The organism is Pseudomonas sp. Marseille-QA0332, assembly GCF_054950175.1.
The window spans coordinates 278,850-301,352 of the sequence record NZ_CM143106.1; the positions used below are offsets into that span (position 1 = coordinate 278,850).

21 protein-coding genes and 3 tRNA genes are annotated in these 22,503 nt (G+C 65.0%); 13 read left to right on the top strand and 11 right to left on the bottom strand.

Features of this window, described 5'->3' with window-relative positions; all coding sequences use genetic code 11:
• The first annotated feature begins 93 nt into the window (after positions 1-93).
• The 4 genes from ACY8GK_RS01275 (at position 94) to ACY8GK_RS01290 (ending at position 1,662) form a co-directional block, all read left to right on the top strand.
• Positions 94-169: transfer RNA gene (locus ACY8GK_RS01275), tRNA-Val, on the top strand.
• A gap of 78 nt (positions 170-247) precedes the next feature.
• Positions 248-324: transfer RNA gene (locus ACY8GK_RS01280), tRNA-Asp, on the top strand.
• Positions 325-435: 111 nt separating this feature from the next.
• A tRNA-Asp gene (locus ACY8GK_RS01285) sits at positions 436-512 on the top strand.
• Positions 513-717: 205 nt separating this feature from the next.
• On the top strand, positions 718-1,662 hold the full coding sequence (locus tag ACY8GK_RS01290) for a DUF2242 domain-containing protein (RefSeq protein WP_196176724.1): 945 nt from the start codon (positions 718-720) through the stop codon (positions 1,660-1,662).
• A 284-nt stretch (positions 1,663-1,946) separates the two neighbouring features.
• Here the strand turns inward: ACY8GK_RS01290 and ACY8GK_RS01295 are convergent, their stop codons facing one another.
• The gene (locus ACY8GK_RS01295; RefSeq protein WP_462402064.1) at positions 1,947-2,987 is read right to left on the bottom strand and encodes an AraC family transcriptional regulator; all 1,041 of its coding nucleotides are present in this window, start codon (positions 2,985-2,987) and stop codon (positions 1,947-1,949) included.
• A gap of 4 nt (positions 2,988-2,991) precedes the next feature.
• Entirely contained in the window at positions 2,992-4,110 is a 1,119-nt protein-coding gene (locus tag ACY8GK_RS01300; RefSeq protein ID WP_196176803.1) for a nitrilase-related carbon-nitrogen hydrolase, read from the bottom strand.
• A gap of 277 nt (positions 4,111-4,387) precedes the next feature.
• Between ACY8GK_RS01300 and ACY8GK_RS01305 the strand changes: the two genes are divergently transcribed.
• On the top strand, positions 4,388-6,595 hold the full coding sequence (locus ACY8GK_RS01305) for an OsmC domain/YcaO domain-containing protein (RefSeq protein ID WP_462402065.1): 2,208 nt from the start codon (positions 4,388-4,390) through the stop codon (positions 6,593-6,595).
• 55 nt (positions 6,596-6,650) lie between these two features.
• On the opposite strand, the gene ACY8GK_RS01310 is transcribed toward ACY8GK_RS01305, so the two are convergent.
• The 4 genes from ACY8GK_RS01310 to ACY8GK_RS01325 form a co-directional block, all read right to left on the bottom strand.
• Positions 6,651-6,821 carry a general stress protein gene (locus ACY8GK_RS01310; RefSeq protein WP_196176718.1) on the bottom strand — a complete coding sequence of 57 codons (171 nt, stop codon included), beginning with the start codon at positions 6,819-6,821 and terminating at the stop codon, positions 6,651-6,653.
• Between the two features lie 105 nt (positions 6,822-6,926).
• Positions 6,927-7,334 carry a response regulator gene (locus ACY8GK_RS01315; protein WP_196176716.1) on the bottom strand — a complete coding sequence of 136 codons (408 nt, stop codon included), beginning with the start codon at positions 7,332-7,334 and terminating at the stop codon, positions 6,927-6,929.
• A 357-nt stretch (positions 7,335-7,691) separates the two neighbouring features.
• Entirely contained in the window at positions 7,692-8,162 is a 471-nt protein-coding gene (locus ACY8GK_RS01320) for a hypothetical protein (protein ID WP_462402066.1), read from the bottom strand.
• Positions 8,163-8,335: 173 nt separating this feature from the next.
• Entirely contained in the window at positions 8,336-8,602 is a 267-nt protein-coding gene (locus tag ACY8GK_RS01325) for a hypothetical protein (RefSeq protein ID WP_196176712.1), read from the bottom strand.
• A gap of 207 nt (positions 8,603-8,809) precedes the next feature.
• Between ACY8GK_RS01325 and ACY8GK_RS01330 the strand changes: the two genes are divergently transcribed.
• Both ACY8GK_RS01330 and ACY8GK_RS01335 read left to right on the top strand, forming a co-directional pair.
• Entirely contained in the window at positions 8,810-9,988 is a 1,179-nt protein-coding gene (locus tag ACY8GK_RS01330; protein WP_462402067.1) for a hypothetical protein, read from the top strand.
• A complete protein-coding gene (locus tag ACY8GK_RS01335) occupies positions 9,985-10,707 on the top strand; it encodes a ferritin-like domain-containing protein (protein ID WP_196176708.1) in 723 nt (240 codons plus the stop codon). The genes ACY8GK_RS01330 and ACY8GK_RS01335 overlap by 4 nt, the downstream gene beginning before the upstream one ends.
• An 83-nt stretch (positions 10,708-10,790) precedes the next feature.
• On the opposite strand, the gene ACY8GK_RS01340 is transcribed toward ACY8GK_RS01335, so the two are convergent.
• The 3 genes from ACY8GK_RS01340 to ACY8GK_RS01350 form a co-directional block, all read right to left on the bottom strand.
• A complete protein-coding gene (locus ACY8GK_RS01340) occupies positions 10,791-11,423 on the bottom strand; it encodes a LysE family translocator (protein WP_462402068.1) in 633 nt (210 codons plus the stop codon).
• Between the two features lie 154 nt (positions 11,424-11,577).
• Positions 11,578-11,778 carry a DUF2934 domain-containing protein gene (locus ACY8GK_RS01345; protein WP_196176704.1) on the bottom strand — a complete coding sequence of 67 codons (201 nt, stop codon included), beginning with the start codon at positions 11,776-11,778 and terminating at the stop codon, positions 11,578-11,580.
• Between the two features lie 14 nt (positions 11,779-11,792).
• Complete coding sequence (locus ACY8GK_RS01350) at positions 11,793-12,803, bottom strand: SDR family NAD(P)-dependent oxidoreductase (RefSeq protein ID WP_462402069.1); 1,011 nt, start codon at positions 12,801-12,803, stop codon at positions 11,793-11,795.
• 338 nt (positions 12,804-13,141) lie between these two features.
• Between ACY8GK_RS01350 and ACY8GK_RS01355 the strand changes: the two genes are divergently transcribed.
• A complete protein-coding gene (locus ACY8GK_RS01355) occupies positions 13,142-14,890 on the top strand; it encodes a BCCT family transporter (protein WP_462402070.1) in 1,749 nt (582 codons plus the stop codon).
• 421 nt (positions 14,891-15,311) lie between these two features.
• On the opposite strand, the gene ACY8GK_RS01360 is transcribed toward ACY8GK_RS01355, so the two are convergent.
• The gene (locus tag ACY8GK_RS01360) at positions 15,312-15,548 is read right to left on the bottom strand and encodes a hypothetical protein (RefSeq protein WP_329604756.1); all 237 of its coding nucleotides are present in this window, start codon (positions 15,546-15,548) and stop codon (positions 15,312-15,314) included.
• 155 nt (positions 15,549-15,703) lie between these two features.
• Here ACY8GK_RS01360 and ACY8GK_RS01365 point away from each other — a divergent pair, with 155 nt between their 5' ends.
• The gene (locus ACY8GK_RS01365; RefSeq protein ID WP_196176698.1) at positions 15,704-17,740 is read left to right on the top strand and encodes an NADPH-dependent 2,4-dienoyl-CoA reductase; all 2,037 of its coding nucleotides are present in this window, start codon (positions 15,704-15,706) and stop codon (positions 17,738-17,740) included.
• Between the two features lie 51 nt (positions 17,741-17,791).
• A complete protein-coding gene (locus ACY8GK_RS01370; protein WP_462402071.1) occupies positions 17,792-18,697 on the top strand; it encodes a 1-aminocyclopropane-1-carboxylate deaminase/D-cysteine desulfhydrase in 906 nt (301 codons plus the stop codon).
• On the opposite strand, the gene ACY8GK_RS01375 is transcribed toward ACY8GK_RS01370, so the two are convergent.
• A complete protein-coding gene (locus ACY8GK_RS01375; RefSeq protein WP_462402072.1) occupies positions 18,682-19,707 on the bottom strand; it encodes a DUF1853 family protein in 1,026 nt (341 codons plus the stop codon). The two genes, ACY8GK_RS01370 and ACY8GK_RS01375, sit on opposite strands and share 16 nt — an antisense overlap.
• A 60-nt stretch (positions 19,708-19,767) precedes the next feature.
• Here ACY8GK_RS01375 and ACY8GK_RS01380 point away from each other — a divergent pair, with 60 nt between their 5' ends.
• The 3 genes from ACY8GK_RS01380 to ACY8GK_RS01390 are packed head-to-tail and all read left to right on the top strand — an operon-like array spanning position 19,768 to position 22,498.
• Entirely contained in the window at positions 19,768-20,658 is an 891-nt protein-coding gene (locus ACY8GK_RS01380; protein WP_196176691.1) for an NAD(+) kinase, read from the top strand.
• Complete coding sequence (locus ACY8GK_RS01385) at positions 20,658-21,629, top strand: metallophosphoesterase (RefSeq protein WP_462402073.1); 972 nt, start codon at positions 20,658-20,660, stop codon at positions 21,627-21,629. Before ACY8GK_RS01380 ends, ACY8GK_RS01385 begins: the two co-directional genes overlap by 1 nt.
• Positions 21,626-22,498 carry a rhomboid family intramembrane serine protease gene (locus ACY8GK_RS01390; protein WP_462402074.1) on the top strand — a complete coding sequence of 291 codons (873 nt, stop codon included), beginning with the start codon at positions 21,626-21,628 and terminating at the stop codon, positions 22,496-22,498. Before ACY8GK_RS01385 ends, ACY8GK_RS01390 begins: the two co-directional genes overlap by 4 nt.
• The last annotated feature ends 5 nt before the right edge of the window (positions 22,499-22,503 follow it).

The following is a 22,503-nucleotide window of genomic DNA, read 5'->3' on the forward strand; positions in this document are numbered from 1 at the left end:
CCAACCTTTTTCAAAAAAAATTCAACGGGGGTATTGACTTAGCTTCGGTACCTGCGTAAATTTCGCGGCCTCAGCGAAGCAAACGCAACAAGCGGGTGATTAGCTCAGCCGGGAGAGCATCTGCCTTACAAGCAGAGGGTCGGCGGTTCGATCCCGTCATCACCCACCACTTCCTGAGAATGTTCCTGACCCAGGTCGATTCGAAAGATGAGGCCCATTGAGAGGAACCGGACGCAAGTCCACATGCGCAGCGGTAGTTCAGTCGGTTAGAATACCGGCCTGTCACGCCGGGGGTCGCGGGTTCGAGTCCCGTCCGCTGCGCCACTTTTCATCCAGATGGGTGCTCGTCGCCGATCTGAGGTCCGAGGCCGAGGTAGCGATACCAGGCATCGAGACCAGATCCCAGTTTCAATCGGGCGCAAGCCTGAGCGATACGCAGCGGTAGTTCAGTCGGTTAGAATACCGGCCTGTCACGCCGGGGGTCGCGGGTTCGAGTCCCGTCCGCTGCGCCATATTCGCCGAGAGGTCACTGAACGCCTCGACGCACGACAGAAGCGACCTTCGGGTCGCTTTTTCGTTACTGGCCCGCGCCGGCCAGATCCCTCCGGCCTGTTCAAGGCCTTGCAGGACCCTGGCGCAATCTTCACCGATCAACGGTTTCGGCCTGCGCAGGATGTGATGCACAATAGGCGCCGTTCGTTCTTCCTGGAATTCGCAATGTCTGGACACACCGTCATCGGCGCGCTCGGGCTGGCCCTGGTGCTGGCCAGTGCTACTGGCTGCTCCTCGAAAAAGACTGCCATCTACGAGCATGAGAACTTCGACGATTCCGGCACCTTTTCCCGTGCCTTTGCCGTGAGCGAGGCCGGATCCTGCGAGGCGGCGCGGCGTGCCTTGCTCAGCCAGGGCTACATCATCACCAGCAGCGGCGCCAACCAGGTAGCCGGTAACAAGAGCTTCCAGCAGAACAGCGAAAACCACCTGCAGATTAGTTTCAACGTCACCTGTGTTCCCGACAGCGGGGACGGGCAGCGTTCCACCATGTTCGCCAACGCGCTGCAGGACCGCTATACGCTGAAGAAATCCAACACCTCGGCCAGCCTCGGTGTCGGGGTGCTGGGCTCGGTCTCCATGCCCATCGGCTCGAGCGATGATTCCATGGTCAAGGTCGCCAGCGAAACCGTCACCGCGCCCCAGTTCTACGAGCGCTATTTCGCCCTGGTGGAAAGCTACTTGCCCAAACAAGCCCAGGCCAAGGCCGTCGACACTTCGCCGACTGACCAGCCTGCCGCACCAGCAGCCGACCTCGGGCTGCCAGGTGCGCCAGGTGCTTCGTTGATGCCAGCGGCTCCCGCGCCTGCCGCGGCCGTCGATACGCCGCCCACGACGGGGCCGGCCTCTGGGGCTGCGCCTGGACAAGACACAGCCGTGACCGCTTCGGATGACGAGCCTGGCAATCCGGCTTCCGCACAGCCGGTAGCCAAGCCCGCGGGCGAGCCGGGTAGGATCCAGGCCGCCCCGGCAGCGGCTGCGCAGACCGAGACGCAACCCTCGGTTGCCGACGACCAGGGCTCGCAACCGGTAGCGCCGCCAGCCGAGGTGGCACCTATCCAGGTGAATCGGCAGGACGCTTCGCCTGCCGAACAGGCTCCGGTTTTCTGAGCGGTGGCGTCTTGGTCGCGGAAAAGCATTGAAACAAGCGCTGAAGATAATTCCGCCAAGGCCTGCTACGTTTATTTCCAGGAGTCATGTTTCCTTCACAGGGCTGCTTTAGCTTGAGGGCATGGATCAGGCAATCACGAGATCAAGAGGAAGCAGGTCATGGACGATTACCAGGAAGAATTGCTCGAGTTCCACGCCTCGGAGCTGGATACCCCGGAGCCCGCCGAGGACGCCACGGAGCTCTAGGGCCGGTACGAAGCTCGCGCAGGCACTTTGGAACAACCCTAGGAGAGCTGCCTGCGCGTGCGGCGATACTCACCCGGCGTCAGGCTGGTCCAGCGCTTGAAGGCGCGCTGGAAGGCCTCGGCCGACGCGAAACCAAGCAGATAGGCGATTTCGCTGAAGCTCAGCTCCGTATCCCGGATGTACGCCTCGGCAAGATCGCGTCGTGCGTCGTTGAGCAGGTTGCGAAATCGCGTGCCTTCGTCAGCCAGCCTGCGGCGTAGCGTCCATGGCGGAAGTTGCAGGCGTCGCGCCACTTCCTCCAGCGTGGGCTCCTGGCCACCACTGAGCAGGGGGCCGAGCAGATGGAGAATGCTTTCACTCAGACTGCGCACTCGGGTGCGTTGCTGCAGTTGCGCCTCGCACAATTGCAGCAGGTGCCGCCAGGTGCCGGGGCAGTGTTGTGCGTTGCGCAGGCCTAGCGTCTCGCGTGGCAAGTGCAGCCGATTGGTTCGAGCGCCGAACAGCACCTGGCTGGCGCAGAGCGCCTCATAGCAGTGTGCGTAGTCGGGTGCCTCGAACTCGATTTCCAGGCGATCAGCCAGCACTGGCTCAGCCGCGATGCTCGAGAGCTGGGCCAGCCAGCCGCCCATTAGCGAGTCGACCACGAAACGGTTGTAGGCGTTATAGGGGCTGATCGAATAGAAGCACAGCCAGGCGCCATGTTCGTCTTTCTGGTAACGGCAGCGGCCACGGTAGTTGGCGGCGTATAGCGGCTCGAAACGCAGCAGGGTGCGCGCAGCCTCGCCCAGGTTCGGGGCCTGGGCCGCGGCTACCCCGGCCAGCCCGGCATGGGGCAGGCGGCTCAGGCGGCCCATGCGCAGCCCGAGGGCGGGATCGCCACTGAGCTCGATGGCCGCATGCCCCAGGTGCATGTAGCGAGGAATCGACAGCCGTGCCTGTGGCTCGCCAAGGCACTGCTCATCCAGGCCATAGCGCAGCAGCAGCGCTTGTGGATCATGCCCGAGTTCGAGCAGGGCCTCGACCAATGGCTGCACGAACCCTACCGACAGGTCGCCGAGGCGCACGCGTGGGGGCGCCATCGCGTCACAACCACAGGTTCAGCAGGCGCGCGCCAGCATGCGAATCGCCAGCCAGGTGCCTGCCGTCGTGGTTGACGAAGCCTTGCCCGTCGCTGCCCAGGTCCCAGAACTGGCCGCGCAGGAATACGCTGATGCTGGTGACATCGCCATTGGCGGCCTGGGTCAGCTGTCGCCAGGCTTGCTCTTCGTTGACCTGGCCCTGACGCAGGGGCAGGCGCGCGCTCAGGGGCTGGTGCCGATTGCCCCGCCAAGGGCTGCCCCAGCTGTCACGTCCACTGAGAAATACCGGATTGGCGATCAGCTCCACCGCTTGCGAAGCCAGTTGCCGGTAGTTGGCCGGATACCAGCTGTCGCTGCCGACCAGCACGCCCAGGCGTCCGGCCGGCGTCTGCAGTACCTGCAATGGCTGGTCCTGGCCGGCCTGGATATAGCGCCGGACTTCGCTGTCCGGGTAGTGCTGGCGTTGCGGTTGCCCCATGGCCGAGCCGTCGCTGGCGAACACTACGCTGCTGTTGAACAGCGGCCCGTTGCCGGCTTGCAATACGCCGTGCTCGACCCGAGGGGAGGGCAGCACGATCGAGCCAGCCACCAGGGTGACGCCGAACTCCCTGGCCAGGCCGCCGAACAGTGCCTGGTAGTCCGCGGCCATCTGGCCCGCCTTCATGCGCAGGTGTGCGTCGCTGCGCCGATCGTCACCGGTGGCGGCAAGCAGGGCCAGGCCATAGCGCAGCGGGTTGCTGATTTCCAGCCACTGCCAGGCTTCGCGACGGCGCGTGACCTGGTACAGCTCGTTCTTTTCGCCTCGCGCCCACAACCAGGTGCCAATGTGTTCGGGTAGCACGACCACGGTGCGCGCGTTCACCAGGCCCAGGGCCTTGGCCTTGTCCAGGTAGGCGGCGAGCTTGCGATGCAGGCGCTGCAGGTTCTGGTAGTCGACCGGATGCAGGACTGGCTCGATGCCCAGCAGGTTGCCACGTTCGCCAGGCACGCCCTGGTCCAGCGCAAGCTCGATGCGCAGGTCGGAAAGGTAATGCCCCGGCGGCCGTTGCTGGGTCCAGAAACCGTAGCCGCACAGGGCCGCGATGAACACCAGCGCCACGGCGCCGAGCAGCAGTCTACGTATCCTGGGCATCACTGAAACAATCGCTACCTGTGTCGTGGATCTTGAGCGGCCTGCCGCCGATGAGGCTGCCGACAACAATGGGGCGCTTACCATAACACTGGGCCTTGGCCGAAGATAAGCCGATTTGGCCTCGCCTGAATCCGGAACGCCAGCTTGCCGCCTGTCAGCCGTCTTCGACGCGCGCGGCAAGGCTCTGCGGGCTGAGCTATCCAAGACTTGTCGCGGAAAAACCCGGATAATGACGCCCCGTCGTTCCGCTCGTCATTCTGGTACCCGCATGGAAATCAAGGTCAACTTTCTCGACAACCTTCGACTTGAAGCCAAGTTCGATGACTTCACGGTGATCGCCGACCAGCCGATCCGCTACAAGGGTGATGGCTCGGCACCGGGGCCTTTCGACTATTTCCTGGCTTCCTCGGCGTTGTGCGCGGCCTATTTCGTCAAGCTGTACTGCCAGACGCGCGGTATCCCTACCGACAATATTCGCCTGGCGCAGAACAACATCGTCGACCCGGAGAACCGCTACAAGCAGATCTTCAAGATCCAGGTCGAACTGCCGGCGGACATCAGTGAAAAGGATCGTCAGGGCATCCTGCGCTCGATCGACCGCTGCACCGTGAAGAAGGTGGTGCAGACCGGGCCGGACTTCGTCATCGAACAGGTGAGCAACCTCGATGCCGATGCCCAGGGCCTGCTGATGCTCGATCCGGCCGCGCAGGCCAGTACCTCGATCGTCGGCAAGGACCTGCCGCTGGAGCAGACCATCGCCAACATGTCGAGCCTTCTCGCCGAGCTGGGCATGAAGATCGAGATCGCCTCGTGGCGCAACATCGTGCCCAATGTCTGGTCGCTGCACCTGCGCGATGCGCATTCGCCGATGTGCTTCACCAATGGCAAGGGCGCGACCAAGGAAGCGGCGCTGGCCTCGGCGCTGGGTGAGTTCATCGAGCGTCTCAACTGCAACTTCTTCTACAACGATCAGTTCTGGGGCGAGGAGATCGCCAATGCGCCCTTCGTGCATCATCCCGACGAGCGCTGGTTCAAGCCCGGGCGCAAGGATGCGCTGCCGGCCGGCATCCTCGACGAGCATTGCCGAGCGATCTACGACCCGGAGGGCGAGCTGCGTGGCTCGCACCTTTACGACACCAACTCCGGCAATGTCGAGCGCGGGATCTGCGCGCTGCCCTATGTGCGCCAGTGCGACGGCGAAGTGGTGTATTTCCCGTCCAATCTGGTGGAGAACCTGTTCCTGAGCAATGGCATGAGTGCTGGCAACACCTTGGCCGAAGCCCAGGTGCAGTGCCTGTCGGAGATCTTCGAGCGCGCCGTCAAGCGGGAGATCCTCGAAGGCGAACTCGCCTTGCCCGATGTGCCGGCGCACGTGCTGGCCAAGTACCCGGCGATCATGGCCGGCATCCAGGGCCTGGAGGAGCAGGGCTTCCCGGTACTGGTCAAGGATGCCTCGCTCGGTGGCCAGTTCCCGGTGATGTGCGTTACCTTGATGAACCCGCGTACCGGTGGCGTGTTCGCCTCGTTCGGCGCGCACCCGAGCCTCGAGGTGGCGTTGGAGCGCAGCCTTACCGAGCTGCTCCAGGGACGTAGCTTCGAAGGGCTGAACGACCTGCCGCAGCCCACCTTCGAAAGCAACGCCGTGACCGAACCGAACAACTTCGTGGAGCACTTCATCGACTCCAGCGGCGTGGTGTCGTGGCGCTTCTTCAGCGCCAAGGCCGATTTCGAGTTCGTCGAATGGGACTTTTCCGGGCAGGGCCAGCACTCCAACGTCGAAGAAGCGGCGACCTTGTTCGGTATTCTCGAGGACATGGGCAAGCAAGCCTACATGGCGGTGTATCAGGACCTCGGCGCCACGGCCTGCCGTATCCTGGTGCCGGGCTATTCGGAAATCTATCCGGTCGACGACCTGATCTGGGACAACACCAACAAGGCGCTGGCGTTTCGCGCCGATATCCTCAACCTCCACCAGCTGGACGATGCCGGCCTGCAGGCCTTGGTCGAACGCCTGGAAGACAGTGACCTGGACGAATACACCGACATCACCACGCTTATCGGCATCGAATTCGACGACAACACCGCCTGGGGCCAGCTGACCATTCTTGAGCTCAAGCTGCTGATCCATCTGGCCCTGCAGCGCTTCGAGGAGGCCAAGGAACTGGTGGAAATGTTCCTTCAGTACAACGACAACACGCTCGAGCGCGGCTTGTTCTACCAGGCGTTGAACGTGGTGCTGGAAGTGCTGCTGGACGATGAGCTGAAATTGCAGGACTACGAGGCGAACCTGCGCCGCATGTTCGGCAACCCGCGCATGGATGCGGTGCTCGGCTCGATCGAGGGCAGTGTACGCTTCCATGGCCTGGCCCCGACCAGCCTGAGGCTCGAAGGGCTCGACCGGCACCAGAGGCTGATCGACAGCTACCGCAAGCTGCACGCGGCCCGGGCGAGGGCGGCTGGGGTATCGCTCGGATAACCGGTCTCAGGTCGGTTGAATGGGGGGCGCAGCGCGCCCCCCGCAGCGCCCGATGTCAGGTGCGGCCACTGCGCCTGTCGGTACCGCCATTGCTATGCTGCCCACCTATGCGGGCCTTCTCGGCCCTGGTGTTCTTGATGTCCTGGTTCGAGCCACCCTTGCTGCCCGCATCATGGATTTTTTGCGGATCGTCGGAAAAACCGCCTGATTGATGTCGCTTGCTCATGGGTAAACCTCCGTCTCAAACGATGAACGAGCACCTGTCTCGTCTGGTTGGAGTCTCATGCGCGCAACAGGGGTCCGCTTGCCCGACCAACGGACCGCGCAAGGGTCAAGCCAGATGGAAGTCGCCGGATTGGCGCGCGTGGAACTGCGCGCTTACCAGGGCATTGAAGTCCTTGAGCGACCATGGCTTGGCCAGAAACTCGACATCCGGTGGCAATGGCGCGCTCAGATTGTTGTGGTAACCACTCATGACCACGATGTTCAGGCAAGGCTTCTGCCGCCGGGCCAGGCAGGCCAGCTCGAGCCCGTCGAGCACGCCAGGCGTCCTGACATCGGTCAGCAGCAAGGTCCAGGTCTGCTGGGCGAGGATGGCGGCGCCTTCGTCAGCGGTCGCGACGGCGGTGACGTTCGCACCGAGTTCTTCCAGCGCCATGGTGACCAGCTCGCGCAGGCTCGGTTCGTCTTCGACCAGCAGGACGCGGGGAGAAGCGGTGGTTTCGGTAGTCAGGTTCATGTTGCAGCAAGCGCGGCGCGCCTCTCCCACGGATAACGACGATGCGATCCATCGCTTGGCAGTGGGCCCTTCAGGCAGGCCCCCAGATCTACGCTCTGTACGAAAAGTGCCTGCGCGACGATCAGGCTACGTTGAAAACAGGCTCGGAATGTTCATTTACAACCAGTGAAGTCGAGCGCGACCCCGGCCGTTCCTCGCCTGTTTTCGCCTTGCCTGATCGCCGCTCGGCAACTTTTCGTACAAAGCCTAGTGACGCCACGATAGACACCGTGCGACAGCGTTAGATTCACTTGGCTGCGATACGGACGCCAGAAAACTTTCCCAATCGTTTCGATAGGCTGCGCTTGCGCGACCGGCTCAGCTGCGGCCGGCCTTGCTCAACGGCTGGTCAGGGTCGCTTCGGCGATCGAACGCTGGCCATTGCCCTTGCGCTCGCAGCTGGCCACAGGCCACGCACAGATAGCCATCGCTGGGGAGGCCCAGGTAGTACGCCTTGCGGATATAGAAGTGGCTACAGGATCGACTGCACTGCCTGACCAGCCGTTCGAGGCGCCCCGTCACGCTGCCCAGGCGCTGGGCAGCGTGACGGGTCAGGACATTAGCCTCTTCCAGTTCAAGGAAAAGGTGCGCCAGGCGTTGTTCGCTGTCAGGCCTGGCGCTACACAGGTCGACGATCAGGGCCAGGACCTGGTCGCGGGCTTGCGCCGGCAGGCGGGATTGGCCTTCGTGCACGGCATCGATCAGGGCAGAGGCCAGCCGCCAGAATACCTGGCCATTTTGCTCGAAGGCATCCGTGGAGCTTGCATTCATCCGGTCAGTGGTCTGCATGACGGCTCCTGGTCGACAGGATGATCGCCTTGTCGACCAGGTGGCCATGGGCCAGCTGAGTATCCGCTGTGATGAATGGTCGCTAGCGCTATACAAAGTGTCCTGGAACGTACAACCGATCGTCGAGGATCGGCGTCGGGTGCGATGCCGATCAGCTCCGGCCGGCCTGGCCGTCAGGCGCCGGGCAGTTTCAGGGTCGCGGTGTTGAGGCGGTCGCGCTGCTGCCGCTCGAGGGACGCGCGGGTATAGTCCAGCGCGGTGTCGGCGGCGTCCTTGAGCAGCTGCCAGTCCTCCAGCGAGATCAGCTGGCTCAGCACCAGCTCGTCGGCGCGGGTCATCAGCGTCCTGTAGTAGTCGTCCGGCCAGTCGAGACGATAGCTGTCGTCCTCGAGCAGGAGTCGCCAGGCTGTGAGTGCGGTGTTGCGATCCTGTTCCTGCATGGTGTCCCCCATTGCGCGGTCGTGCGCAGGTAATTGCCTATTCCATGCAGACAGGCAGAAGCGCCGAGGGTTGGAAAAAAAGCCAGGCAACCGACAAGCGCTGCCCACCGTTGGTCGATCCCGTTGTGTCATGCCCGAACGCTCCGAGTCGACGGGGAACGGAGGTCCCACTCCCGAGCCGTGACCACAGATGACGGAGATCGCGTGATGAGCAAGATCGACAACCTGCTGGACAACAAGGGCACGCCCTTGGACAAACAGACGTTCACCTGGCGCGAGTTGGCTGGCAAGCCTATCAGCAAACTCGATGACGATGCCTTTACCCGGGTGAGGGTGATCCTGATGAACGGCGTCGAATCCGATGCCCTGCGCCTGAAGCATTTTGGCGCGCGATTCAACAAGGCCCTGCAATTGCCTCTGGCACAGATCCGGCGCGTCGAGCAGCACCAGATGACCGCGATCAACTGGCTCTTGTCGGCCGACCATTCGCCCCTGGAAATCACGGTGGCCTACGAGCAGGTGGCCATCGAAGTCACCGCCGCGGTCGCCCAGAACGAACCGGACCCCTACCAGGCGCAGACCTACCGCTTCGGCCTGCTGGAAGACTTCGATCACTTGTACCGCTACGCGGCGATGCTCGACCGGCTCGAGGGCAAGGATGCCAATACCATTCTGCAGGGCTATACCGACATCATTCCCGGACGCCCGACCAGCGAACACCACCGGGTCCCGGCGGACGACCTGCGCGACCACTACCACAAGGACCAGGCGGCGCTGATCACCAAGATCCATGCCGCGCTGATCACCGGTGCCGAGTACCAGACCCACGACTACTACATGAATATCGGGCCCCTGTTCGCCGATCCCGTGGCACGGGCATTGTACGCCGAGATCGCCTCGGTGGAGGAGCAGCACGTCACCCAGTACGGGTCGCTGCAGGACCCTGGCGAGAGCTTCATGGAAAAGTGGCTGATCCATGAAGCGATGGAGGTCTACACCTACGCCAGTTGCGTCGAGCAGGAGGAAAATCCACGGCTGAAGCTGTTATGGGAGCGTTTCCTCGACTATGAGCTGGGGCACCTTAACCTGGCTTGCGAGTTGTTCAAGAAACACGAGCGCCGCGATCCCGCCGAAGTGCTTGCCGGCCCACTGCCGCCGATGATCCGCTTCAAGAGCCAGCGCGAGTTCGTGCGCGAGGTGCTGTCCAAGGAAGTCGACCTGCGTGCCCACGGCATCGACTATGTGGACAAGAGCCGCGAGAGTCGCGCCTCGCTCGACTATCGCCAGCAGCTCAACAGCCAGGGAGTACCTGCCAACGTGGCATCGGCCGGCTACACCTGGCACGCCGGTGGGGAACTCAACAGCATCGAGGGAGAGCAGCCATGAGCGATCAAGTGAAGTTGGGCCACAACCGCACGGGCGCGCAGCTGTCGCCCGACGATACCGCGCGCCTGGTCGAAGCAACCCGCCTGTTCCCGGCGGACCTGCCGGGGGACGTCAGCGACATCACCGATGAGCGCGAGCGGGCCATTCGCGAGGCCGACCTGGTGGGCAGCGTGCCGGTACCCGGCTCGATCAAGGGGATGCTCAAGAGCAAGTTCGACGAAGCCCGCGGCAAGCAGCCCGAGGTGCTGCTGGACAAGCTGGGCGAGCGGCTGGCCTTCGAGCGCACCGGGGTTCGCCTGTACGAAGCGATGGTCGCCAAGGCAAGCAGCGCGGCCGGTGCCGACTCGGCGCTGATCCAGGTCCTGCGCCGCATCCAGGCCCAGGAGCTGGAGCACATGCACCTGGTGCGCGAGGCCATCGAGACCCTCGGCGGCGATCCTACCAGCGTCACGCCCTGCGCCGACGTGGCGGCGGTCAAGGCGCTCGGGGTCATGCAGGTGCTCACCGATCCGCGCACCACGGTCTCGCAGTGCATGGGCGCGATCCTCACCATCGAACTGGAGGACAACGCGGCCTGGGAACTGTTGATCGAGATGGCCAGGCAAGGTGGTCATCCGCTGATCGCCAAGCGCTTCGAGCATGCCTTCGCTCAGGAGCAGGAGCATGAAGCCACGGTTCGCCGACTGATCCGCGAGGACTTGCTCGAGCAGTTGAGTTGAACCGGGGGCCGCTTGGCTGAGTCACGCGGGTGCAGCATGCAGGTACAGCCGGGGCGGGCGTCGAGGCGGCTGTACCGGCTGCCTCAGCCGGCCCTGGACGAGGCGGCGAGCTTGAGGCCGAAGGCCAGGAACACGCCCCCGGTCAGCCGATCGAGGGTCTTCATCGCGGCAGGACGCTGCAACCAGCCACTGAGCGGCACGGTGGCCGCCACCAGGATGGCGAACCAGGCCAGCGTCAGCAACACATGCAGCGCGGCGAGAAGGAACGAGTGCCCAGCCACGCTGGCACCTGCCGGGACGAATTGTGGCAGGAAGGTCACATAGAAGACTCCGACCTTGGGGTTGAGCAGGTTGGTGAGCAGGCCCCGCACGAAGGCATCGAGCCCTTGCTTCGCGTCCTGCGCAGTCTGGTCTTCGGCCAGCGCTGTCCTAGGCTTGAGCAGGAGCCTGGTGCCCAGCCAGAACAGGTAGGCCGCGCCCACCAGCTTGAGCAGCGTGTAGGCGGTTTCACAGGCGTGCAGCAACGCGCCCAGCCCCAACGACACCGCGCCACCCCAGGCCAGGCAGCCCAGCGCGATACCGAGCGAGGCCATCAGCGCGGGCGTGCGTCCACCGAGCGCGGCGGCCCTGAGCACCATGGCCGTATCGACCCCCGGGGTGATGGTCAACACCGTGGCGGCCGTGATGAAGGCGAGCAGCAGCGCCAGTTCGTTCATGCGCGATACCTTGAGTCAACGACAGTGAGAGCCGCCTATTCTAGGCAGCCATCGAGGCCGCGACCAGACGCGCCACGCGCTAACTCGCCAGTCGCCAAGCGGGCCCATGAAACAGGCGCGACCCCGGATGGGGCCGCGCCTGGGATCGCCGCGGTCACTGGTCGCCGGTGGTCAGCGGTACGCCGGACTGAGTCGCGCCGGATACCGAGTCCACGCGGTTCGCCCCCGGTGGCTGCTGCTCGGCCTTGAGTTGCTCGACCGCCTGGCGCCAGTGCTCTTGCTCCGCGCCGTCCGGTTTCCCGGCCAGCTCCCAGAGCTCGTACGCACGCTCACGAATCTTCTGGTCATCGATCATGGTGAAGCCTCCTGTCAGGGTTGCGTTGCCTGTTCCTGCCGTTTCATCCGCTCGCGGATCCCACCAGACACGTCCTGGCCGGCCTCGACGGGGTGGTGCAGGTTGCCGGACGTGGCCGGGGCGGGCGGGTTCCTCTGCACCTCGACCTGGCGAAGCGCACGCGCCGTGAAGTATTCGTTCAGGTCGGGCGCGAGTCGGTGGTTCCAATAGGCCAGCTTGGCCTTGTAGCCCACGGTGATTTCTTCCTTGGGTGCGAACAGCGCCCGGACGATGGCGTTGACCGCCTTCTCCGGTCCGTCCATGGTGGGCAGCTGTGGCTGATGGCCGGTATAGCTCGCGGCGTGGTCCCACAGCGGGGTGTCCAGCGCCCAGGGCAACACCGTGACCACGTGGACGTCGTCGGGCCCATGCAATCGCAGTTCCTGGTTGAGTACGCGCCCCAGGCTCAGCACGCCGGCCTTGGACGCCGAATAGGACGCTTGGTAGGTGTGAGGCACTTCGCTGTCGATGGAGGCCACGTTGACCAGAACGCCGAAACGCTGCTGGCGAAACTGTTTCATGGCCAGATGGCTGCCGATGACGGTGCCTTTGAGGTTGATGTCCAAAAGACGCTGGTGGTCTTCCAGGGGAATGTCCTCGAAGCGCCCGATGGCCACCACGCCGGCATTGTTGATCCAGCCATGAATCTGTCCGAAGTGCTGCATGGCCTGTTGCGCCAGGCGCTGCATCTGCGCGCTGTCGGCGACATCGGTGGTGACCACCAGCGGCGTGCCGCCTGCTGTCCTGATCTGCCGCGCCAGCGATTCGAGCGCTGCCGTGCGGCGCGCGGCCACCACTACATTGGCGCCGCTGCGCGCCAGTTCCAGGGCGACGCCACGGCCGATGCCGCTGGAGGCACCGGTGACCACGAAAGTCTTTGCGGCGAGCCGGGCACGTTCTTCCGGTTTCAGCGGTCCGCTCGCGCAGCCGGCGAGCTTCATGGCGACGAGGGTGACCACGCCTAGCAGGAGGAGTCGACAAGTCATGGCTTTCACCTGGGGGTGTTTCCTGGCTGACCTTGGGGGGAACGTCGAAGTTGTGTTGCGCGCCAGGTTGCGCGACGACTGGTCGTTGCAGCGTTCGCCACAGCTCGCCAAAAGGCGAGCCGGGCCGTCGGGGCGGCCAGTTCCGGTGCCGCGGCGTTACCTTCGCAGGCGCCGGCCGCGTCGCGCAAAGGACGCGCGAAGACGGTCCTGAGACAGGGTCGCGGCTTTTCGACGCAGGATAATCGCGCAGCCTGCTGCCCGCGCCGAGTCCGACTCCTGCGGACACCCAAGGAAAGAACAACAACAAGATCCGGCATTCGCCGCAGAGGGGTTCATCCATGGCAACCGAACAACAGGTCGAAACGCTGGGGCTTGGCGTGACGGATCCGTCCAAGACCGAAGAGGCCAGGCAGGATCGGCATCTGGAGGGCAAGCTCGACTGGCTGCTGTTCGGCATCACCAGTCTCATCGCGGTCGCCTTCATCATCTGGGGGTTCGCCAGCCAGGCGAGCCTGGCGGCCAGCGCTTCGACGGCGCAGTCCTGGGTCATCGTGCATTTCGGCTGGTTCTTCGTCCTCACCTCAACGGTGTTCGTGGTCTTCGTGCTCTGGCTGGCGGCGAGCAGGTACGGCCGGATCCCGTTGGGCTGCGATGGCGAGGCGCCCGAGTTCCGCACGGTTTCCTGGGTTGCGATGATGTTCAGCGCCGGCATGGGCATTGGCCTGATGTTCTTCGGCGTCGCCGAACCGCTTTCGCACTACGTGAACCCGCCACCCGGCTCGGCTGCCGGGCAGACCAACGAAGCGATGCAGGTGGCGATGGCCACCACCTTGTTCCACTGGACACTGCATCCTTGGGCCATGTACGCCATCGTCGGCCTGGTCATCGCCTACGGCACCTTCCGCCGTGGGCGCTCGCAACTGATCTCGACCGCGTTCCGACCCTTGATCGGTCGGCATGCCAATGGCCCGGTGGGCCGCGTCATCGACATGATGGCGATCTTCGCCACCTTGTTCGGCTCGGCCGCCTCGCTCGGCCTCGGCGCGTTGCAGATCGCCGGGGGGCTGGCGTACAACGGCTGGATCGGGAGCCCAGGCAAGCTGTTCCTGATCGCCATCATCACCTTGCTGACGATCGCCTTCATCGCCTCGGCGGTTTCCGGCATCGGCAAGGGCATCCAGTGGCTAGCCAACACCAACATGGTCCTGGCGCTGGTCCTGGCCCTGTTCGTCTTCATGGTCGGCCCGACCTTGCTCATGCTCAACCTACTGCCGACTTCGATCGGCAACTACATCAAGCTGATGCCGGAAATGATGGCGCGTACCACCGCCAGCGGCGGTGAGCAGATGGGCAGCTGGCTGGCCGGCTGGACCGTGTTCTACTGGGCCTGGTGGATCTCCTGGACACCCTTCGTCGGCATGTTCATCGCCCGTATCAGCCGAGGACGCAGCATTCGCCAGTTCGTCAGCGGCGTGCTGCTGGTGCCGAGCCTGGTCAGCCTGATCTGGTTCACCATCTTTGGCGGCGCGGGTATCGAGGCGGTGCGCGATGGCAGCTTCGTGCTGCTCGATGGCGTCGTCAACAGCAACGACGCCCTTTACCGGTTGCTCGACAGTTACCCGCTGGCCTCGATCACCTCGGTGCTGGTGATGATCCTGGTAGCCATCTTCTTCGTTTCTGGCGCCGACGCAGCCTCGCTGGTGATGGGCACGTTGTCCGAGCACGGCACCACCGAGCCGTCGCGGCCGACGGTGATCTTCTGGGGCGCGCTGACCGGTACGGTCGCGGCGATCATGCTGGCAATCGGCGACCCGCGTGACCCTGGCGCGGCCCTGACCGGGTTGCAGAACCTGACCATCGTGGTGGCGCTGCCGTTCGTCGTGGTCATGGTACTGCTGTGCCTGGCGCTCTATCGCGACCTGCGCAAGGATCCGATGATGCTGCGCCATCTGCGCGGCAGCGAGCTGATCGAGAAGGCCGTGCTGTATGGCGCGGTCAAGCATGGGGAAGAGTTCTACATCGTGGTCAAGGAGAAGAAATCCGCGGCCCGGCAGGCATGCAAGGAACAGGCTGTGTCCGAGACCTGAGCGTTCGGCCACGCGTTTGCGCATGATCTTGCCACTGCTGGTCACCTGCCAGGACCTGGGTCTTGCAGGCCAGCAACTTGACGCTGTTCAACGAAGCTTGGGCGCGTCCAGCGCCAGCTCCCTGAACAACAATTCTTGAAGCGGGTGACGTTTTCGTGTTGGCGATGCCGTCGGGGATGGACCAGGTAGTGTCCGACGTAGCGGACCGAATTGCTGGTCATTCGCAGCGGGCTGACGAGTTTCCCGCTGGCCAGCTCGCGCTCGGCCAGCAAAGTCGATTCCAGTACGACTCCAAGCCCATCGACTGGTGCCGAGATGGCCATGAAGCTGCGGTCGAACGCCAGTCCGAAAGTGGCTGGCGTCGACAGGTCGTTGGCAGTGAACCAGCCTTTCCACTGAACCGACTGGCCATCGCTCTGGATCAAGGTCTGTGCGCACAGGCCCTGCGTGAGTTCAGGCGCGAGTCCAGCGCCGGGCTACACAGTGGAGTCAGCTCCTCGATCCGCAATGGCAGCCTTTCATGCTCCGTGCGCTGCGGCTCGCCGTAGACGATATCCAGGTCGAAGTCGTCGTTCTCGAAGGTGGCATAATGGGTGCTTGTCGATATTCGCAGGTCGATGCCTGGGTGCTCACCTAGAAATCCGGCCAGCTGTGGCACTAGCCACTGCCGCTGCGCGCCACGGTCAGCGATTTGTCAGTTTCGATCATTGAGCGCCTTCACTGGGCTGTTTAATGTCGAGGCCAGACCAATGACGGGCCCCGTCGCGACGAGGCGCTCGCTTTTCCGTGAATTCGCTTCTCTGTGGAGATCCCATGGCCGCCGAACATTACCCGCATCTGTTGGCCCCGCTCGACCTGGGCTTCACCGTCCTGCGCAACCGGACCTTGATGGGGTCAATGCACACTGGGCTGGAGGAGCGCCCCGGCGGCTTCGAGCGCATGGCGGCCTACTTCGCCGAGCGCGCCCGTGGTGGTGTCGGCCTGATCGTCACCGGCGGCATCGCGCCCAACGAGGAGGGCGGGGTGTACGCTGGCGCGGCCAAGCTCACCAGCGAGCAGGAGGCCGAGCGGCACCGGCTGGTCACCCAGGCGGTGCATGCCGCAGGTGGCAAGATCTGCATGCAGATCCTGCATGCCGGGCGCTATGCCTACAGCCCCAAGCTGGTGGCGCCGAGCGCCATCCAGGCGCCGATCAATCCGTTCAAGCCGCATGAGCTGGACGAGGCCGGCATTGAGCGGCAAATCGCCGACTTCGTTCGCTGCGCCGTGCTGGCGCGCAGCGCCGGTTATGACGGGGTGGAGATCATGGGCTCGGAGGGATATCTGATCAACCAGTTCCTCGCGGCCCAGACCAACCAGCGCAGCGATCGCTGGGGCGGCAGCTACCAGAACCGCATGCGCCTGGCGCTGGAGATCGTCCGCCGGGTACGCGAGGCGGTGGGGCTGGACTTCATCATCATCTTCCGCCTGTCCATGCTCGACCTGGTCGAAGGTGGCAGCGACTGGGAGGAAATCGTGGAGTTGGCCAAGGCCGTCGAGCAGGCTGGCGCGACGCTGATCAACACCGGTATCGGCTGGCACGAAGCGCGGATCCCGACCATCGCCACCAAGGTGCCACGAGCCGCATTCAGCAAGGTGACCGCCAAGCTGCGTGGCCAAGTGCAGATTCCGCTGATCACCACCAACCGCATCAATACTCCCGAGGTAGCCGAGGCGGTGCTGGCCGCGGGCGAGGCGGACATGGTGTCCATGGCCCGGCCGTTTCTCGCCGACCCGGCGTTCGTCAACAAGGCGGCCGAGGGGCGAGCCGAACGGATCAACACCTGCATCGGCTGCAACCAGGCATGCCTGGACCATACCTTCGCCGGCAAGCTGACCAGTTGCCTGGTCAATCCCCGCGCCTGCCACGAGACCGAGCTGAACTACCTGCCCACGCCTGTGTCCCGGCGCATCGCCGTGGTCGGCGCCGGACCGGCCGGGCTGGCCAGCGCCAGCGTGGCGGCCGAGCGTGGGCACCAGGTGACGCTGTTCGAGGCCGCTGCCCAGATTGGCGGGCAGTTCAACGTGGCCAAGCGAATACCGGGCAAGGAAGAATTCCACGAGACCCTGCGCTATTTCCGGCACAAGCTGCAGGACGTCGGGGTCGACCTGCGCCTGGAAACGCGGGTGGACGCCGAGACGCTGCTGGCCGGCGACTATGACGAGGTGATCCTGGCCACCGGCGTTTCCCCGCGAGTCCCGGCGATTCCCGGTATCGAGCATGACAAGGTGCTCGGCTATCTGGATGTGCTGCTCGAACGCCGCCCGGTCGGCCAGCGGGTGGCGGTGATCGGCGCCGGTGGCATCGGTTTCGATGTCTGCGAATACCTGGTGCACGCAGGTCCCGTCACCAGCCAGGACCGCCAGGCGTTCTGGCAGGAATGGGGCATCGACTGGCAATTGCAGGCCCGGGGTGGCGTCGCCGGGATTGTGCCTTGCCCGCAGCCACCGGCGCGCCAGGTCTACCTGCTGCAACGCAGCCGCAGGAAGGTCGGCGAGGGCCTGGGCAAGACCACCGGGTGGATCCATCGCGCCGGCTTGAAACACCGCGGGGTGCGCATGCTCAACGCCGTCGAGTACCTGAAGATCGACGATGCCGGGTTGCACGTGCGCATCGAGGGTGGCGAGCCGCAGCTACTGGAAGTCGACAACGTGGTCATCTGCGCCGGGCAGGAGCCACTGCGCGAGTTGCACGAAGCCTTGGTGGCGGCTGGGCAGTCGGTGCACCTGGTCGGCGGCGCCGACGTTGCCGCCGAGCTGGACGCCAAGCGTGCCATCGATCAGGGCACGCGCCTGGCCGCGGGGCTCTGAAGCGGTCCGGGCGGCTGCTAGAATGGCCGTCCTATCCAGGATGGCTGACCGATGTCCACCGATTTTCTCCAATTGCCGCAAGCACCGCTGCACCCTTTGCAGCTGCCCTGGTTGCAGGATGCCGAAGTCGAGGTGGCAGTGCTGCGCCTGGACCTGCTGGATCCGCTGATCAGCGGCAACAAGTGGTTCAAGCTGCGCGGTCACCTGGCCCAGGCCCGCGAAGCCGGCGCGCCGGGGCTACTGAGCCTGGGTGGCGCCCATTCCAACCACCTGCATGCCTTGGCCGCGGCCGGCAAGCGCTTCGCTTTCGCCACCGTCGGGCTGCTGCGCGGTCAGCCACGGGACACCCCGACGGTACGCGATCTCCAGGCCTGGGGCATGCAACTGCACTGGCTCGGTCACGCCGGCTACCGTGCCCGCCACCAGCCGGGCTTCTGGCGTCCCTGGCAAACGCGCTACCCCGGCTGGCACTGCGTACCGGAAGGTGGCGGCGGGCTGGCGGGCGTCGAGGGTTGTGCCGAGATCGTGCGACAGGCGCGGGGGCAACTGGCAGCGCTGGGCTGGGAAGACCATCATGCCTGGTGGCTGGCAGTGGGCACTGGAACGACCCTGGCCGGGCTGGTGCGCGCCGAAGCGGGACAGCGCGAGGTGCATGGCGCCTTGGCCGTACCGGCTCGCTACGGCGTGGGCGAGACTGTCCAGGCGCTGGTCGGTGAACGGGGCTATCGCCTGCATGAAGCCTGCCGGGACGGCTTTGGCCGGGTCGATGAGCAACTGCGGACGTTCATCGTCGAGTGCGAGCGCCACAGTGGCGTGCCGCTGGAAGGCATCTACACCGGCAAGGCGTTGCTGGCGCTGCGCCGGGAAGTGCAGGCGGGTACCTTCGCACCGGGCAGCCGTCTGGTATTTCTCCACACCGGTGGGTTGCAGGGTCGGCGCGGTTACGGCGCGCCCTGATCCGCTTGGCCGGCTGGCGATTCGCTGGGTGCGCGCGGCCAGTGGTCGGCGACCAGGAACAGCCGTTCGGCTTCCTCGAACGCGCCATCCGCGCCAGGCCGCAGGCGGACCAGCAACTGGGCCGGGGCGCTGGGGGCGAGGGCTTGCAGCCAGGCATCGAAGGGCTCGACAGTGGCCAGTGCGCGTGGCTCGAAGCGCGCCGGGGCCAACCAGCGATGGCGTGGCAGCGGCTGCCAGAGACCCTCGCCGCAGGCAGCGCGATAGCTGTTCCAATCGGCGCGGCGCAGCCAGCGGCCGCTCAGGTGGGCAGGTTCGGCACCGGCTGGCGCTTCGGCTTGGCCCGGCCAGGGGTAGAAGAGGTAGCCACCCAGCCACAGGTGCGCCTGCGCAGCCTCGATGCCCAGCTCGGCGAGTGCCGCGCGGCTCTGCGGTCGCGACGAGATCGGCAACTGGTGCCCGGCCAGGTGCGCCAGCTTGCTGCCCAGGCGATCCTGGCAGCCGGGCCCGAGCCAGTGTCGCGGGTCGCTGCCCGGCTCGCGGGTGGGTCCCAGGTAGAGTTTGATCGCCAGCTCCAGGTGATGCACGCCATCGCGGTCGCGCAGCAGGATGTCCAGCTCGCCCAGGGTGTGGCCTGCCTCGCGGATCGCCAGGTTGGCGGCCAGCAGCTGTACGCCTGGAGCCTGGTGCAGGGCGAACTGCCAGAGCCCCTCGTAATAGAGCCCCAGGCGACGGCTGGTGATACGCGCCAGCCACTGCTGCAACGCTCGGCTATCCTCATCCAGGGCTTGCAGCCAGCGTACCAGCGTTTCGGGGTCGTCGGCCCAGCCACTGGCCGCCAGCGGGTGGCGCTGTGGTGCGGGCGTCTGGCGCAGCAACGGCGGCGAGACGATGACCCAGGCCAGGTCGCGCACGGCAGGCTGGCGCAACTGGCAGGGCAGGGTGGCGTAGCGGGCGAAGGGCGTCATGCTGCGAGCATAGCCGGTTTGCCGCTGGACGGCGCTTTCGCCCATAATCCCGAAGACCCGGCGCCGTGCGCCTTTTCACCCGCCGCAGAGCCTTGCAGGAGTCCCATGGAGCAGTTTCGCAATATCGGTATCATCGGACGCCTCGGCAGCTCCCAGGTGCTCGATACCATCCGCCGGCTGAAAACCTTCCTGGTCGATCGCCACCTGCATGTGATCCTCGAGGATACCATTGCCGAAGTGCTGCCCGGGCATGGCCTGCAGACCTCTTCGCGCAAGCTGCTGGGCGAGGTCTGCGACCTGGTCATCGTGGTCGGTGGCGACGGCAGCCTGCTGGGCGCCGCCCGCGCCCTGGCCCGGCACAACGTCCCGGTACTGGGGATCAACCGTGGCAGCCTGGGGTTCCTCACCGATATCCGCCCGGACGAGCTGGAGGTCAAGGTCGCCGAGGTGCTCGATGGCCACTACCTGGTGGAAAACCGCTTTCTGCTCCAGGCCGAGGTTCGTCGTCACGCCGAGGCGATCGGTCAGGGCGATGCGCTCAACGACGTGGTGCTGCATCCAGGCAAGTCGACGCGAATGATCGAATTCGAGATCTACATCGACGGCCAGTTCGTCTGCAGCCAGAAGGCCGACGGCCTGATCGTCGCCACGCCGACCGGCTCGACCGCCTACGCCTTGTCCGCTGGCGGTCCGATCATGCATCCCAAGCTCGATGCCATCGTCATCGTGCCGATGTACCCCCATACCTTGTCCGGCAGGCCGATCGTGGTGGACGGCAACAGCGAGCTGAAGATCGTCGTGTCCAAGGACCTGCAGATCTATCCGCAAGTCTCCTGCGATGGCCAGAACCACTTCACCTGCGCGCCCGGCGACACCATCACGGTCAACAAGAAGCCGCAGAAGCTGCGCCTGATCCATCCGCTGGACCACAACTACTATGAAGTCTGCCGCACCAAGCTCGGGTGGGGCAGCCGTCTGGGCGGCAGGGGTGACTGATGCTCGATCCGGCACGAAGTTTCGACATCATCGGCGATGTGCATGGCTGCGCACTGACACTCCAGCGTCTGCTCGACACGCTCGGCTACAGCAAGCGCGACGGCATCTGGCGCCATCCACGGCGACAGGCGCTGTTCCTCGGCGATATCGTCGACCGCGGGCCTTGCATCCGCGAGGCGTTGCACCTGGTCCACGACATGGTCGAGGCCGGCCAGGCGCACTGCATCATGGGCAACCATGAATACAATGCCCTTGGCTGGGTGACCCCGGCGCTGCCTGGCAGCGGCAAGACCTTCGTGCGCGAGCACACTGCCCGCCATGCCAGACTGATCGACGAAACCCTCAGCCAGTTCGCCGCCCATCCCGAGGACTGGCACGACTTCGTGCAATGGTTTCGGCAGTTGCCGCTGTTCATCGATGCCGGGCGCTTTCGCCTGGTGCATGCCTGCTGGGACGCACAGTTGATCGCCCAACTGCGCCAGCAGTATCCGGACGGTCGGGTGGATGCCCATTTCATCCAGGCTTGCTCGGTGCCGGGCAGCTTTGCCGCCAATGTCTGCGACCGGTTGCTGCGTGGCACCGACATGCGCCTGCCCGATGGCCTCACGCTGACCGGCGGCGACGGCTTGACGCGTGCCTTCTTCCGCACCAAGTTCTGGGAAGAGGACCCGCAGACCTATGGCGACATCGTCTTCCAGCCCGATGCCCTGCCCGAGGAGGTAGCGCGCACGCCGCTCAGCCACAGCGAGAAGAACGCCCTGTTGCGCTACGCCGAGAACGAACCCCTGCTGTTCGTAGGGCACTACTGGCGCAGTGGCCGGCCCGCCCCGATTCGCCCCAACCTGGCCTGTCTGGACTACAGCGCCGTGCTGTACGGCAAGCTGGTCGCCTACCGGCTGGATGACGAAACCCGCATCGATCCACACAAGTTCGTGTGGGTCGAGGTGGAGCGCACGCAGGCCGGCCGATGAGCGCCGCACGGGCCTTGCGCCTGCCACTGGAGGCGGATCTTTCGGGCTTCGTGGGCTTGCTCGAGCGTCTGCAGGTCCCGCACCGGGTGAGCCTGGAAGGCGAAGAGCAGGTGCTCTGGGTCGCCGAAACCGACGTGCCGGCCGTACAGGCCTGGTACCAGCGCTTTCCCGATGGCAACGCCGGCATCGACCTGGCCGCCCCCGAGCGCCCCGCGCCCGACCGCTTGCCAGGGCTCGGGGAGCAGCTGCGAGGCGCCTGGATGTGCGCGACGGTGCTGCTGGCCAGCATCCTGGTGGCGGTGGTCACCGGGCTCGGGGACAACCTGGCGGCGCTTGGCTGGCTGACCTTCCTGGAATTTCGCGTGCAGGGCGACTACCTGTATTTCACTCCGCTGGCCCAGGAACTGGCCGAAGGGCAGTGGTGGCGGCTGTTTTCGCCAATGCTCGTCCATTTTGGCGTGCTGCACCTGGCGATGAACGGGCTGTGGTACTGGGAACTGGGGCGACGAATAGAAAGACGTCACGGCCCTTGGGTGCTGCTTGGCTTCACCTTGCTGTTCGGGTTGGTGTCCAACCTTGCCCAGCACCTGGCCAGCGGACCGGGGCTGTTCGGCGGTCTTTCCGGCGTGTTGTACGGTCTGCTGGGCTACGTCTGGCTGTATCACCGGCTGGCTCCCGACGCGGCGTTCAGCCTGCCGCGCGGTACGCTGGCGAGCATGCTGGTCTGGCTGCTGGTATGCCTGTCGGGCGTGGTCGGCCTGCTGGGCTTCGGTGCCATCGCCAACGCCGCCCACGTGTCGGGGCTGCTGGTCGGTTGTCTGAGCGGCCTCTTGGGTGGGGCGCTGGCTCGGCGTAAACTGTCGCACTGACTTAG